This is a genomic window from Frigoribacterium sp. CFBP 8751 (genome assembly GCF_014841545.1).
In the GTDB taxonomy this organism is placed as follows: Bacteria; Actinomycetota; Actinomycetes; order Actinomycetales; family Microbacteriaceae; genus Frigoribacterium.
In genome coordinates, this window is record NZ_JACYUB010000001.1 from 1,036,502 (window position 1) to 1,051,006 (window position 14,505).

Annotated in this window: 13 protein-coding genes; 8 read left to right on the forward strand and 5 right to left on the reverse strand. The window is 71.0% G+C overall.

Translation table 11 applies throughout. The features are described 5' to 3' along the window. Positions 1-77: 77 nt before the first annotated feature. A complete protein-coding gene (locus tag IFT88_RS04995; protein ID WP_137847382.1) occupies positions 78-1,259 on the forward strand; it encodes an AI-2E family transporter in 1,182 nt (393 codons plus the stop codon). Continuing rightward, positions 1,252-2,490 carry a threonine ammonia-lyase gene (gene ilvA / locus IFT88_RS05000; protein ID WP_043597819.1) on the forward strand — a complete coding sequence of 413 codons (1,239 nt, stop codon included), beginning with the start codon at positions 1,252-1,254 and terminating at the stop codon, positions 2,488-2,490. Before IFT88_RS04995 ends, ilvA begins: the two co-directional genes overlap by 8 nt. Positions 2,491-2,799: 309 nt before the next feature. On the opposite strand, the gene greA is transcribed toward ilvA, so the two are convergent. Continuing rightward, positions 2,800-3,291: a transcription elongation factor GreA gene (gene greA, locus IFT88_RS05005; protein WP_043597822.1), complete on the reverse strand. Its 492-nt coding sequence runs from the start codon at positions 3,289-3,291 to the stop codon at positions 2,800-2,802. Positions 3,292-3,433: 142 nt separating this feature from the next. Next, positions 3,434-3,856 (reverse strand): DUF4307 domain-containing protein, encoded by a 423-nt coding sequence (locus IFT88_RS05010; RefSeq protein WP_043597824.1) that lies wholly within the window; start codon positions 3,854-3,856, stop codon positions 3,434-3,436. A gap of 69 nt (positions 3,857-3,925) precedes the next feature. Here IFT88_RS05010 and mca point away from each other — a divergent pair, with 69 nt between their 5' ends. Together mca and IFT88_RS05020 are read left to right on the forward strand one after the other, a co-directional pair. After that, positions 3,926-4,816: a mycothiol conjugate amidase Mca gene (gene mca / locus IFT88_RS05015; protein WP_192119184.1), complete on the forward strand. Its 891-nt coding sequence runs from the start codon at positions 3,926-3,928 to the stop codon at positions 4,814-4,816. Further along, positions 4,813-5,187, forward strand: coding sequence for a hypothetical protein (locus IFT88_RS05020; protein WP_137847380.1), 375 nt, complete (start codon positions 4,813-4,815; stop codon positions 5,185-5,187). The genes mca and IFT88_RS05020 overlap by 4 nt, the downstream gene beginning before the upstream one ends. Before the next feature lie 58 nt (positions 5,188-5,245). Here the strand turns inward: IFT88_RS05020 and trhA are convergent, their stop codons facing one another. Next, complete coding sequence (gene trhA / locus IFT88_RS05025; RefSeq protein ID WP_192119186.1) at positions 5,246-6,013, reverse strand: PAQR family membrane homeostasis protein TrhA; 768 nt, start codon at positions 6,011-6,013, stop codon at positions 5,246-5,248. 85 nt (positions 6,014-6,098) lie between these two features. Here trhA and IFT88_RS05030 point away from each other — a divergent pair, with 85 nt between their 5' ends. The 3 genes from IFT88_RS05030 (at position 6,099) to IFT88_RS05040 (ending at position 10,185) form a co-directional block, all read left to right on the forward strand. Next, the gene (locus IFT88_RS05030; RefSeq protein WP_043597826.1) at positions 6,099-6,887 is read left to right on the forward strand and encodes an isoprenyl transferase; all 789 of its coding nucleotides are present in this window, start codon (positions 6,099-6,101) and stop codon (positions 6,885-6,887) included. Positions 6,888-7,454: 567 nt separating this feature from the next. Next, entirely contained in the window at positions 7,455-8,582 is a 1,128-nt protein-coding gene (locus IFT88_RS05035; RefSeq protein ID WP_192119190.1) for an aminotransferase class V-fold PLP-dependent enzyme, read from the forward strand. A 259-nt stretch (positions 8,583-8,841) separates the two neighbouring features. Continuing rightward, positions 8,842-10,185, forward strand: a complete 1,344-nt coding sequence (locus IFT88_RS05040; protein WP_342212080.1) for a PhoH family protein — start codon at positions 8,842-8,844, stop codon at positions 10,183-10,185. 1,231 nt (positions 10,186-11,416) lie between these two features. Here the strand turns inward: IFT88_RS05040 and IFT88_RS05045 are convergent. Beyond that, entirely contained in the window at positions 11,417-11,632 is a 216-nt protein-coding gene (locus IFT88_RS05045; protein ID WP_192119194.1) for a hypothetical protein, read from the reverse strand. A gap of 329 nt (positions 11,633-11,961) precedes the next feature. On the opposite strand from IFT88_RS05045, the gene IFT88_RS05050 reads away from it, so the two are divergent. After that, positions 11,962-12,570 carry a hypothetical protein gene (locus tag IFT88_RS05050; protein ID WP_192119195.1) on the forward strand — a complete coding sequence of 203 codons (609 nt, stop codon included), beginning with the start codon at positions 11,962-11,964 and terminating at the stop codon, positions 12,568-12,570. A gap of 481 nt (positions 12,571-13,051) precedes the next feature. On the opposite strand, the gene IFT88_RS05055 is transcribed toward IFT88_RS05050, so the two are convergent. Continuing rightward, positions 13,052-14,452, reverse strand: coding sequence for a class II fumarate hydratase (locus IFT88_RS05055; protein WP_342212067.1), 1,401 nt, complete (start codon positions 14,450-14,452; stop codon positions 13,052-13,054). Between the last annotated feature and the right edge of the window lie 53 nt (positions 14,453-14,505).

Below are 14,505 nucleotides of genomic sequence, written 5' to 3' on the forward strand. Positions count from 1 at the left end.
TGGTTCCCGTCGACACATGCGCGCAACGGCATGTGGAGGGGTAGGTCACCGGCCCCGCGGGGCCATAAACTGACGCGATGATCTGGCGGAACCGCCCCACGCGCGGCGACGAGGTGCTGGGTGACGCGACGAGCGGTCGCGCGGCCGGTGTCGTCGCCGATCCGTCGGTGCCGCGGGGCATGGTCATCGCCGGGGCCTGGTCCTGGCGCATCCTGCTGATCGTGGCCGTGGCCGGCGTGTTCATCTGGCTGGTCACCCAGCTGCGGGTCATCGTCATCCCCTTCCTGGTGGCCCTGCTGATCTCCGCCCTGCTCGTCCCGCTGTCGGGGTGGTTGCAGCGGCACGGCTGGCCCAAGTGGCTGGCGGTCGTGTCGGTCCTGGTCGGGTTCTTCGTCTCGGTCTCCGGCCTCCTGCTGCTCGTCGTGCTCCAGATCGTCGACGGCTGGCCCTCGTTGCGTGATCGGTCGATCGCCTCGTACGGCGACTTCAAGGCCTTCCTGCTCACCTCGCCCTTGCACCTGACCGAGGCGCAGATCAACGGGTACGTGTCCGACGCCGTCGCGGCCGTCCAGCAAGACAGCCAGCCGCTCGTGCGCGGTGCCCTCTCGGTCGGGTCGACGGCGGGGCACGTGGGTGCGGGGCTCGTGCTCGGGCTCTTCGCGACGATCTTCCTGCTCATCGGAGGGGCCGAGATCTGGCGATGGGTCGTCAGGCTCTTCCCCCGCGTCTCGCGTCCGGCGATCGACGGGGCGGGCCGTGCCGGGTGGCTCACGCTGACGAACTTCGTCAAGGTGCAGATCTTCGTCGCGTTCGTCGACGCCGTGGGCATCGGGTTGGGGGCGTTCTTCCTCGGCCTGCCCCTGGTGGCGCCGATCGCGATCGCGGTGTTCCTCGGGTCGTTCGTTCCCGTCGTCGGCGCCGTCGCGACCGGGGCCGTCGCCGTCGTCATCGCCCTCGTCTACAACGGCTGGGTCGTGGCCCTACTCATGCTCGCCGTGGTGATCCTCGTGCAGCAGATCGAGGGGCACCTGCTGCAGCCGTTCGTCATGGGCAGCGCCGTCAAGGTGCACCCGTTGGCCGTCGTCTTCGCCGTCGCGGCCGGCACCCTGGTCGCCGGGATCCCCGGCGCCCTCTTCGCGGTCCCGTTCGTGGCCGTGCTGAACGTCATGATCACCTACGTCGCGAGGGGCACGTGGCGAGAGAAGCCGCGACCCGTCGAGCACGACGTCACGCAGCCCGGAGGCCTCACCGATGTCTGAACGCACCCTGGCCGGTCCCACCCTCGTCGAGATCGAGGAGGCGCGCGACCGCGTCTCGCAGGTCGTCCGCGTCACCCCGATGGAGACCTCGCACTACCTCGCCGAGGTGCTCGGCTCGCGGGTGCACCTCAAGTGCGAGAACCTGCAGCGCACCGGGTCGTACAAGATCCGAGGCGCCTACAACCGCCTGACCCAGTTGAGCGACGACGAGAAGGCGCGCGGGGTCGTCGCCGCCTCGGCCGGCAACCATGCGCAGGGCGTCGCCCTGGCGGCCCGTGAACTCGGCATCGTGGCCACGATCTTCATGCCCGTCGGCGTGGCCCTGCCCAAGCTGCAGGCGACCCGGCACTACGGCGCCGACGTCGTCCTCCGAGGGCACACGGTCGAGCAGTCGCTGCGAGCCGCGCAAGAGTTCGCCGACACGACCGGCGCCGTCTTCATCCCCCCGTTCGACCACGCCGACGTCGTCGCGGGCCAGGGCACGCTGGGGCTCGAGATCCTCGAACAGGTGCCCGACGTCGACACCGTGATCGTGCCCGTCGGCGGGGGTGGGCTGGCAGCCGGTGTGGCCAGTGCCCTGAAGCAGAGCGCGGCACGCATCGGGCGCGACGTCCGCATCATCGGCGTGCAGGCGGCCAACGCCGCCCCCTACGCCGTCTCGATGAAACTCGGCGTCCGGACCGACATCGACGCCCAGCCCACGATCGCCGACGGCATCGCCGTGGCGAAACCCGGCGTGCTCAACTTCGAGATCATCCGCGACACGGTCGACGAGATCGTCACGGTCAGCGACGACGACACGGCCCGGGCGATGCTCGTGCTGCTCGAGCGTGCGAAGCTCGTCGTCGAGGCCGCGGGTGCCGTGGGCATCGCCGCCATCCTCACCGAGCAGGTGCGCGACCTCGGCACGACCGTGGTGATCCTGAGCGGCGGCAACATCGACCCGCTGATGATGGAGCGCGTGATCGGTCGTGGCCTCGCGGCCGCCGCCCGCTACGTCAAGCTGCGCATCGGCATGCCCGACCGCCCCGGCCAGCTGACCCGCGTCAGCGAGGTGCTGTCCGACGCCAACGCGAACGTGGTCGAGGTGCTGCACACCCGCCACGGTCGTGGGCTCCAGATCAGCGAGGTCGAGCTCGAGCTCAGCGTCGAGACGCGCGGCCCCGACCACGTCGAAGAGGTGCTGCAGCGGCTCCGCGACGCCGGGTACGAGCCCAACGTCGACTTCTGAGCCGCCCCTCCCTGATGTGCCGCTGCCCGTACCTGCGGACGTGACGCGCGCCTGCTGACGTGACCTGCGCCTCCTGACCCGGCCCGTTCCTCCTGACGCGACGCGCGCCTCCTGACCCGGCCCGCGCCTCCTGTGGGCTCGTGTCCCGGTCGGCAAGTCAGGAGAACGACGACCCGCAGGGCGCGGGACGGGCGTTCCGCACGTCGTCCTCCGGAGTTGCCGACACCCGCGTCGGCAGTCGCCGCCAGCAGGCCCGGGGACGACGAAGGCCCCCGCTCCGATCGAGCGGGGGCCTTCGAGTCGGGCGACCTACGGCTGGTAGGTCTCGACGTTCGTGATCGAGACCGAGATCTCTTTGCCGTTCGGGGCGGTGTAGCTGGTCGTCGTGCCGACCTTCAGACCGTTGATGGCCTGTCCCAGCGGGCTGGTCTCGCTGTAGACCGACAGGTCGCTGCCCGCGGCGATGATCTCGCGGTTGCCGAGCAGGAACGTGCTCTCGTCGCCGGCGATGGTCGCCGTGACGACGGTGCCGGGGCCGACGATGCCGTCGGCGGCCGTCGAGTCGCCGACCGTCGCGTGCTTCAGCAGGTTGATGAGCGTGCGGATGCGCGCCTCCATCTTGCCCTGCTCGTCCTTGGCCGCGTGGTAGCCGCCGTTCTCCTTCAGGTCGCCCTCTTCGCGGGCGGCCTCGATGCGTGACGCGATCTCGCGACGTCCCTCGCCGCTGAGGGTGTCGAGCTCGGCCTGCAGACGGTCGCGGGCGTCCGTCGTGAGCCAGGTGGTCTCGTTGTCAGTGCTCATGGTGTCTCCGTTTCGTGCGGCGGCCGAACCCGGTCGGGCGTATCGAGCCGAGGAGGCGCGGTGCCGGGAGCCGGGGCGAGGTCGCCCACCGAAAAAAGGAGACCGGCCGAGTGGCCGGTCTCGTCGTGCGATTCCGAGCAGTCTAGGGAAGCCAGCACCGGTAGATCAAGCCCGTGACCGCCCGTTCCGACGTCGCGAGCGAGGTCGTGTAGGTCACCGAACGCCGCTCGGAGGCGGGCAGGTGCACGATCTTCCAGCCGACGACCGCGAAGCCGCTGTTCTGGGCCTCGACCGCACAGTCGACGGCCTCGCCCGTGTCCGCGGTGACCGTGTACTGGACCTCGACGGCCCGATCGGAGGTGACCTGGTAGCCCACGTCGGCGGATTCGAGCTGCGACGAGGTCCCGTCGAAGGCGGCGAAGACGACCCACGCCGCGAAGACGACGACGAAGGCGACGGCGACGGACAGGCCCACGACGAGGCGTCTGCGGCGACCCCGCGGCGAACGCCCGTACCGTGCGTCGAGGCGCGACGAGGGCGAGGTGACACGGGGCGTGGACGTCACGCGGATCTCCGTCCGATTAAGCTGTCCCCAGGGTAGCAACGTCTGCCCGGCACACATTGCGAGGAAGAATTGACCCTGCGCCTGCTGGCGGTCCACGCCCACCCCGACGACGAGTCCAGCAAGGGCTCGGCGACCTACGCCTACTACCGCAGCTTCGGCGTCGACGTCCTCGTCGTCAGCTGCACCGGCGGCGAGCAGGGGTCGATCCTCAACGAGCAGCTCGAGGCCAGTGCTCACGCCGAGCGCGACATCGCGGGCCTGCGCGTGCACGAGATGGCGGCCGCCCAGGCGGCCATGGGCATCGAGCACCTCTGGCTCGGCTACGCCGACTCGGGGCTTCCGGCCGAGGGAGAATCGGTCGCGGTGAACTCGTTCTCGACCATCCCGCTCGAGATCAGCGCCGAGCCGCTCGTCGCGATCATCCGCCGGTTCAAGCCGCAGGTTCTGGTGACCTACGACGAGAACGGCGGGTACCCGCACCCCGACCACATCCGCACGCACGAGATCTCGATGGCGGCCTACCGCGACGCCGCCGACCCCGAGCGTTACCCGGCGACCGGCGACGCCTGGCAGATCGACAAGGTGTACTACGACCGCATGTTCAGTGCCGGACGCATCGGCGCGATGATCACGCACCTGCGCGAGAGCGACCCCGAGTCGCCCCTCATCGAGTCGTTGACCGAGATGCTGGCCCGCTTCAGCGACCGTCCCGACCTGGCCACGACCCGCGTGCCGGTCTCCGACTTCTTCCCCGTGCGCGACGCCGCCCTCCGGTCGCATGCCAGTCAGGTGCCGCTCGACAGCGCTTTCTTCTTCTGGCCTCACGACCTGCAGGTGGCCGCCTGGCCCACCGAGGACTTCCAGCTGGTCGAGTCGAACGTCGAGTCCGACGTGCCCGAGGACGACCTGTTCGCGGGCGTCGTCGACCCCGACACCGGCCTCGTCGGAGTGCAGCGATGAGCGCGCTCTCCGACTCGGTGCTCACGGTCACGACCCGTCTGCTCGCCCAGCCGCAGACGCCCGATCCGACCCTGCCGCCGTCGACCATCCCCGACGAGGCGGTCACGCCCGGCGTCTGGGGTTTCGTCGCCATCGCGTTCGTCGCGATCGCGACGGTGCTGATCGTCGTCGACATGACCCGTCGGGTCCGACGCACCCGCTACCGAGGCGAGGTGCGCGAGCGCATCCAGGCCGAGCGTGACGAGGCGACCCTGGCCGCCGCGGCTCTCGACGACGAAGAACTCCCCGGAGACGCCGACCGACGGGCTCGCCCCGTCGAGGGCGACCTCGACGACGACGCCGACCGCAGGAGGCGCGAGGGCGACTCGTGACCGACGCGACCGGTGCCGGGGCGGCGACCCGCGCCTCCTCGGCTCGGGTGACCTCGCCCTAGAAGGTCGGTGGGTCCAGGGCCACGAGCAGGATGCCCGTCCAGTGGCAGAGGTACGCCAGCACCGTCATGGTGTGGAACAGCTCGTGGAATCCGAAGTGCCCCGGTACGGGGTTCGGCCTCTTGATTCCGTAGAACACGGCGCCCGCGATGTAGAGGGCGCCGCCGACCAGCACGAGCACCATCATCGCGACGTTCGCGTCGAGCAGGTCGACGATGAAGCCCAACGCGCCGACACCCAGCAAGACGTAGAGCGGCACGTACAACCAGCGTGGCGCGTTCAGGAAGAACACCCTGAAGAGGATGCCCAGCACGGCGCCCGTCCAGACGAGCACGAGCAGCGTGACGCCCTTGGACGGCGGCAGGGCGATGACCGCGATCGGCGTGTAGGTGCCGGCGATCAGCAAGAAGATGTTGGCGTGGTCGAGGCGCTTCAGGAAGCGTTTCGCGTTCGGGCTCCACGGGAAGCGGTGGTAGGTCGCCGAGATGCCGAAGAGCAGGAGCGACGTGGTCATGAACACGGCACAGGCCCAGGTCGCCGCCACGCCCTGCGCGAGGACCACGAGCACCACTCCGGTCGCGATCGCGACCGGGAAGGTGGCCGCATGGATCCAGCCGCGCCAACTCGGTTTGCGCTCGATGCCGGGGTAGGCGAGGGCGTCGTCGAGCAACGGCAGGTTCGGGATGTCGGCCCCGTCGGATCGGTCGGCCCGGTCGACCTCGTCGGCCTGGAGGCCCGCGCGATCTCCGTCGGTGTGGCTGCTCATGGGGCCGAGCCTAGGGGAGCGTCCGAGAAGGCGGGCTGAGAATCGTTTGCTCTGTGGAGGGCCCACCGTGGGCTACCGTAGCCCTGTGAAAAAGCGCCGTCCTTCTCCCCTCGCCAGGGGAGTCCTGTACGGCCTCTACCAGAACCGCATCCGCCGCAGCCTCGACGGTCAAGAGTTGCCGCACCACGTCGCCATGATCGTCGACGGCAACCGGCGCTGGGCCAAGCAGCGCATGCTCGAGACCGCCGCCCACGGGCACCGCGCGGGTGCGGCGAAGATCAGCGAGTTCCTCACCTGGTGCGACGACCTCGGCATCAAGGTGGTCACGCTGTACCTGCTCTCCGCCGACAACCTCGGCAACCGCCAGTCCGACGAGTTGACCGAGCTCTTCGGCATCATCGGCGACGTCGCCGACGAGCTCTCGCGTCAGCGGGACTGGCGCGTGCAGCACGTCGGCGCGACGGACGACCTGCCGCCGGCGCTCTGCTCGGCCCTCCGCGAGGCCCAGGCCCGGACCGCCGACAAGACGGGGCTCCACGTGAACCTCGCCGTGGGCTACGGCGGGCGCCGCGAGATCGCCGACGCCATGCGCAGCATCGTGCGGGCGCACGACGCGGCGGGCGGCACGCTCGACGCCCTGGCCGAGGTGCTCACCCCCGAGCTCATCGCCGACCACCTCTACACCGGCGGCCAACCCGACCCCGACCTCGTCATCCGCACGTCGGGCGAACAACGGTTGAGCGACTTCATGCTGTGGCAGAGCGCCCACAGCGAGTTCTACTTCGTCGAGGCCTTCTACCCCGACCTGCGCGAGGTCGACTTCCTGCGTGCCGTGCGCGACTTCGCCCTCCGGCACCGCCGCTACGGCAGCTGATCGGGGCGCGGCTGCCGGCTCGGTGACCGCGCTGGTGTCGGCAACTCCGGAGTTCGGCTGCACCGCGCCTCCTGACGGGGTTCGGGTGTGCCGTTCTCCTGAGTTGTCGACGGCCTGATCGACGGGAGCGGGAGCGGGCGCGGGCGGGGGCGCGAGCGTGGGCGCAAGCGCTGGCGCCGGTGTGGGGTGGGCGGGAGCGGGCTGGTGTCGGCAACTCCGGAGACGGGCTGCACCGCGCCTCCTGAGGGGCGTCGGGTGTGCCGTTCTCCTGAGTTGCCGACGGCCTGATCGACGGGCGCGGGAGCGGGCGCGGGCGGGGGCGCGAGCGGGCGCGGCGCGAGCGCTGGCGCCGGTGTGGGGTGGGCGGGAGCGGGCTGGTGTCGGCAACTCCGGAGACGGGCTGCACCGCGCCTCCTGAGGGGCGTCGGGTGTGCCGTTCTCCTGAGTTGCCGACGGCTCGCCGACGGCCGCGCACGCGCCTGCGCCGACGACGGGACGAGGAGGCGCGGGTCGGCGAACCACGGACGGCACTACGGTGGACCAGTCACCGCCGCCTAGGAGAACACCGTGAAGACCATCGACGACCTCGCCTCGGGTTTCACCGACGAACCCGGATACTTCGACTTCGCGAAGTGGGGACCCATCTCGAGTGCCGTCGCCGACGAGCAGCGCTCGCTGGTCGAGGTGCAGGCCCGGGCCCGCTTCGGGTCTGAGATCGCCCTGACCGAGCAGGCGGGGCGCGTCGGACGGGCGATCTCGTCGATCGTCGGCTTCGCACCCGACCACGTCGTCTTCCAGCCGAACACGAGCGCGGGACTCACCCACACGCTGTTCGGTCTGACCGGACAGGTGCTGATGTCGCCGCGGGACTACCCGAGCATGCCCATCGCGGCGACGCGATCGGCCGAGGCGCTGCGCGTGCTCGAGCCGGTCTGGATGGACCTCGACCACGACGTCGTGACGCCGGCCGTGGTGCAGCGCCACCTCACCGACTCGGTCACCGCCGTCGCCGTCAGCCTGGTGGACTACCGCACGGGGTACCTGGTGGACCTCGAGGGCATCCGCCAGGTGATCGGCGACCGGTTGCTGATCGTCGACGCGATCCAGGGGTTCGGCGTGGTCGACGCGCCCTACGCCGTGGCCGACGTCGTCGCGTCGGGCGGCCAGAAGTGGGTCCGGGCCGGGTGGGGAACGGGGTTCCTGGCCTTGAGCGATCGGGCCCTCTCGGCCTTGACCCCGGTGTTCAGCGGTGTCGCCGGCAGCGACCTGACCCTCGGCGGTTCGTACCACGAACGGCAGCCGACCCGTCCGGGTGCCGCGGCCTTCCAGCTGACGAACCCCGACCCCATCGCCCAGGCGCGGTTCGCCACGGCGCTCGAGGACCTCGCCGACGTGGGCGTCGCCGCCGTCTCGCGAGCCGTGGCCGAGCGGGCCACCCGGGTGATCGACCTCGCCGACGAGTTCGCCGTGCCCGTGGTCTCACCCCGCGACGAGGCGGAGCGCGCCGGCATCGTCGTGCTCGAGCCGGCCCTCGACCAGATGACGACGCTGACGGCCGCATTGATCAATCACGGGGTCACGGCGACCGTCCGCGACACGACCGTCCGGCTGAGCGTGCACGTGTCCACGGGCGACGAGTCGTTCGAGATGCTGCGGGGCGCGTTCACCTCGTTCGGCACGACCGTCTTCTACTAGGCGGGTCCGCCCTGCGGGGTGGGGCTCGGCACTCAACACCCTCGACCGCCACATGAGGGTCGTTCACCTGATCGTCACACGACACGGTGGCGTCGATGATGCGGATGTCGGAGGCGCGTCGTAGGTTCGTCACATCGGGCAAGGAGCCCGATCGAGACGGCCACGAAAGTTCGCCTCGCAACTGCTCCGCGGCCGTCTCTGCCGAAGGTACCCGGGTGCCCAGCCGCCCGAGGACGGAGTGGTCGTGACCGCGTCGAACATCACCTCAACCGAACGCAACACCGCATCAGCCACGGGGGGTGACCAGGCGGTCGCCCAGCGCACCTACGTGCTCGACACCTCGGTGCTGCTGTCCGATCCGCAGGCTCTCTTCCGTTTCGCCGAACACGACGTGGTGCTGCCCGTCGTCGTCGTCAGCGAACTCGAGGGCAAACGTCACGACCCCGAACTGGGCTACTTCGCGCGTCAGGCCCTGCGCCTCCTCGACGACCTCCGCGTGAAGCACGACCGTCTCGACTTCCCGGTGGCCGTGGGCGACGGGGGTTCGCTGCGAGTCGAGCTGAACCACTCGAACATGTCGGTCCTGCCCTCGGGCCTGCAGTTGAACGACGCCGACTCGCGCATCCTCGCCGTCGCGTCGAACCTCGCCGCCGACGGGCTGGCCGTCACGGTGGTGTCGAAAGACCTGCCCCTCCGGGTGAAGGCCGCATCCATCGGGCTCGCCGCCGAAGAGTACCGGGCCGAGCAGGTCGTCGACAGCGGGTACACCGGGCAGGCCTCGATCGACGTCTCGAGCGAGCAGATGGCCTCGTTCTACGAGTCCGAGAAGATCTCCGCTCGATCGCTCGCGGACGTCCCCGTGAACACCGGGGTGGTCCTGCACTCGGATCGTGGTTCGGCGCTGGCGAGGGTGTTCGCCCGCGGCGAGGCACGTCTCGTCCGCGGCGATCGCGACGTCTTCGGGCTGCACGGCCGCTCGGCCGAGCAGCGTCTCGCGATCGACCTGCTGCTCGACCCCGAGGTGGGCATCGTGTCGCTGGGCGGCAGTGCCGGCACGGGCAAATCGGCCCTCGCGCTCTGCGCCGGCCTCGAGGCCGTGCTCGAGAAGCAACAGCACAAGAAGATCATGGTCTTCCGCCCGCTCTACGCGGTGGGCGGCCAAGACCTGGGGTTCCTCCCGGGCGATGCCGGCGAGAAGATGAACCCCTGGGCGCAGGCCGTCTTCGACACGCTCGGGGCCATCGTGTCCCAGAACGTCCTCGACGAGGTGGTCGAGCGGGGCATCCTCGAGGTGCTGCCCCTGACGCACATCCGGGGACGATCGCTGCACGACGCGTTCGTGATCGTCGACGAGGCCCAGTCCCTCGAGCGCAACGTGCTGCTGACCGTGCTCAGCCGCATCGGCCAGAACTCGCGGGTGGTGCTGACCCACGACGTGGCGCAGCGCGACAACCTGCGCGTCGGTCGGCACGACGGGGTCGCCTCGGTCATCGAGACGCTCAAGGGCCACCCGCTGTTCGGCCACGTGACGCTGACCCGCTCCGAGCGGTCCGCGATCGCAGCCCTCGTCACCGAGATGCTCGAGTCGAACGACCTGATGTAGCAGGGACCGCAGGAGGCGCTGGTCACCCGACCCGCGCCTCCTGCCGGTTCGGGCGGTACGGGGTGCGCTCGGCGTGAGCGGGGCAGGGGTGGCGAGCCGCGCGCCGCGTCGGCAACTCCCGAGATCGGCGCGCTGACGGTTGCCAGCGCCGCACCTGGACCTCGTTCTCCGGAGTCACCCGCGGTGCTCGGGGTCTCGTCGTGCTCTGCCGTCCGCGACGGGCCCTTGCGGGGCGTTCCGAACGCCGCGGGGCTGCGGCCTGCCGAGTCGGCAACTCAGCACGTCGGCAGGGTTCGAGGGCGGATGGAGGTTCGCGGGCCTCATTCTCCGGACTTGCCCACACGGGTGGGCCGGGCAGGGCGGGCCGGGGCCGGCCCGGCCGCCGACAGGAGCAGCTTCGGACGGAGGCAAGGACCCTCGGAGTGGAGGTTGGCGGGGAGCTCGTGTGCCGGTGAACCCCTGAGCCGCGTGCGGAACGCCCCGGCCCCAGCTCGTGCGACGCCCTTCTTGTCCACCGGTGGGCTCTCACGCACCGCCGAGGAGGTGCGGGTCGCGCCACGCTGTCGGCATGCAGCAGATCGCGACCCACGTCAGGAATGCCGGCGGGGTGCTCCACAAGCGGGATCTCGTCGCCCTCGGAGCCACCGACCGGATGCTCACCGCAGCCGTCCGCTTCGGGCACGTGCATCGGGCCCGCCGAGGCTGGTACACGACGTTCCCGCCGGGTGACGTGAGGCACGAGGCCGTGCGCATCGGGGGCAGGTTGACCGGGGCGTCGCTTCTGGCCCTGCTCGGGGCGTGGATGTGGACGGCTGCTCCCACCGTCAGCGTCGTGGTGCCCCCCGGGGCGTCACGACTTCGGCCACGGCGTGGCGCGACGGTCCGGTGGCGGTCCGACGGGCGAGTGCCCCCTCGTCCGTCACCAGGGACGACGCCCCGTCACCCCGACGACGACGACCACGCGGTGGACGACGCACACCGGGCGGCCTGGGCGGTGCCCCTTCGAACCGCGCTGGTTGACGCCGTCGTGGCCGCACCTCTCGACGAGGCGGTCGCCTTGCTGGACTGGGCGCTGTCCAGCGGTCACTTCTCGGTCGTCGGACTGCACGAGGCCTTCGCCGACGCTCCAGCCGACGTGAGGGGCATCGTCGACTGGGCCGATGTCCGGAGCGAGAGCTTCCTCGAGAGTGTCATGCGGATGACTTTCGCCTGTCTGGGGCACCGGGTCGAATCACAGACCCGAGTCGGCCCGGGGGACCGTCGTCGCATCGACGTCGTCGTCGACGGCGTCGTCGCTCTCGAACTCGACGGCCGCAGCTGGCACAACGACACGTTCGACGCGGATCGTCTGAAGGACCTGGCCATCACGATCCAGGGTCGGACCGCCCTTCGGGCCAGTTACGAGATGGTGCGCGACCATCGACCGCTCGTCATCGAGGCCGTCCACGCGGTGCTCGAAGACGCCCGACGGCCTCGACGCCGTCTCGTCGCGCCTCGCGGACGTGCCTGCCGTCCTGGTGTCCGGCGCACACGGGGGCGACGACCGTGGCATCTGGTTCGACCGGCTCGGGAGCGCGTCTCGCCTTGGGGTCCACCTGGGCCGGTGACGGCTTCGACTTCGGGAGCGACATGACCTCGTCCGACGGTCCGGAGGACGGGACGATGTCGTCGGACGGACCCCGCTCGTGGGACGGACCCCGCTCGTCGGACGGGGGAGCACCTCGACGCAGTGGCGGGCCGCTGCCGGAGCGCACACAGGCTCGCGAAGCAGTCGCCGTGGCTGCGCTGTCGGCGGTCGCGGTTGCTGCCGCGGCTGCCACGTCTCACGCTGTTCCGCTCTCGGGCGCGGGCGCCGACGCGGGGACGGTGGCGCTCGTCGGCTTTCTCGGAGTCGCGGCCGTGACACCGGCCCTGGTCCGGATCGACCTCGCCGAACGTCGACTGCCCAACGTCCTCGTCGGAGTGGCCGCGGGTGCGTGGGGGGTGTCGACGGCTCAGCGCGTCGCCGGGGGTGACTCCGCCGAGGCGGCGACGAGCCTGGCCCTCGCCCTGGCCGCGGCCGGGTTCGGTCTGCTGGCCGCCCTCGCGGGTGGCCTGGGCATGGGGGACGTCAAGCTCGGGGCCGTCCTGACCGGACTCCTGTCCACGGGTGACCCGACGGCTCTGCTGGGTTTCTGGGGCCTCGCCGGAACTCTGGCCACCGGCGTGGCCGGCATTCGGACGTTCCGCACGAGGCGGCGACGGTCACGCTCGCATCCGGCGGCGGACTCGGCACGCGCCGGTCGGGGTGTCCCCTTCGGGCCATGCCTGCTCGCGGCGTTCTGGTGTGTGGTGGTCGTCCGTTCGGGCAGCGTCGGCATCGATGCCGTCGTGACGCTTCTGTGAGGACCGTGCCGCGGTCCAGCCACGGCCACACGACGAGGACGAGGACGAGCACGAGAAGTGGCCGTGACGCCGAGGAGGTGCGTGTCCGTCTCCCACGGGCGCGCACCTCCTCGACGTGCTGCGGGCGCGACGACCGGTCGGGACGCCCGGGTCGGCGACGCCCCGGTCGGGCACGCCCGACGGGCTGCCGCCGGGGGCGGCGACCCGGGCTCGGTGCCGCACGTTGGACGCAGCCCGGCAGGGTGGGGCAGGGCGCCCCGCCGGCCGGGGCTCAGCCCGGCAGGGTGGGGCAGGGCGCCCCGCCGGCCGGGGCTCAGCCCGGCAGGGTGGGGCAGGGCGCCCCGTCGCGCTGGGCTCAGCCCGGCAGGGTGGGGCAGGGCACCCCACCGACCGGGGCGCAGCCCGGCAGGGTGGGGCAGGGCGCCCCGCCGGCAAGGGCTCAGCCCGGCAGGGTGGGGCAGGGCGCCCCGTCGCGCTGGGCTCAGCCCGGGTGGGTCATGCTGAGCACGTCGAGGGCGGTGTCGAGCTGCTGCTCGGTGACCTCGCCCCGCTCGACGAACCCGAGATCGACGACGGCCTCGCGAACGGTGAGCTTCTGGGTCACCGCGTGCTTGGCCACCTTCGCCGCGGCCTCGTAGCCGATGACCCGGTTGAGCGGCGTCACGATCGAGGGAGACGACTCGGCGAGGGCACGGGCGTGCTCCACGTTGGCCTCGAGCCCGTCGACGGTCTTGTCGGCCAGGGCACGGGTGGCGTTCGAGAGCAGGCGGATCGACTCGAGCAGCGCCGTGCCCATCACGGGGATCGCCACGTTGAGCTCGAAGGCTCCGGACGCGCCGGCCCAGGCGATCGTCGCGTCGTTGCCGATCACGCGTGCCGAGACCATGAGCACGGCCTCGGGGATGACCGGGTTGACCTTGCCGGGCATGATCGACGAACCGGGCTGCAGATCGGGGATGTGCAGCTCGCCGAGGCCCGCGTTGGGACCCGAACCCATCCACCGGATGTCGTTGTTGATCTTCGTGAGGCTCACGGCGAGCACTCGCAAGGCACCGGAGGCCTCGACGAGCGCGTCGCGCGCCCCCTGCGCCTCGAAGTGGTCGAGCGCCTCGGTGACGGGCAGGCCGCTGTCGTCCGCGAGGACGGCGATGACCCGTTGCGGGAAGCCCTGGGGTGTGTTGATGCCGGTGCCGGTGGCCGTTCCGCCCAGGGGCACCTCGGCCACGCGGGGCAAGGCACTCTGCACCCGTTCGATCGCGAGACGGATCTGCCGTGCGTAGCCGCCGAACTCTTGACCGAGCGTGACCGGAGTGGCGTCCATGAGGTGGGTGCGCCCGGCCTTCACCACGTCGGCCCAGGCCGAGGCCTTCTTCTCGAGGGCGATCGCCAGGTGGTCGAGGGCGGGGATCAGGTCGTGCAGCAGCGCACCCGTGACGGCGACGTGCACGGAGGTCGGGAAGACGTCGTTCGACGACTGCGATGCGTTGACGTGGTCGTTGGGGTGGACGGCGACGCCGTCGACCGTTCCGGCGAGGGTCGCGAGCACCTCGTTCATGTTCATGTTCGAGGACGTGCCGCTGCCGGTCTGGTAGACGTCGACCGGGAACTGGTCGTGATGGCTGCCACCGATGATCTGGTCGGCGGCCGAGACGATCGCGGCGGCGACGGGTCGGTCGATGATGCCCATCTCGCCGTTCACCAGGGCGGCCGCCCGCTTGATGCGAGCGAGCGCGACGATCTGCGCCGGCTCGAGTCCGGCCCCGCTGATGGGGAAGTTCTCGACGGCACGCTGCGTCTGGGCACGGTAGAGGGCCGATGCGGGCACCCGCACCTCGCCCATCGTGTCGTGCTCGATGCGGTACTCGGTCTCGGATGTGGTCACGACGTCGTGGTCCTTTCCTCGGGCCCTGCCGGGCTGCTGCGCCCGTCGAGGGC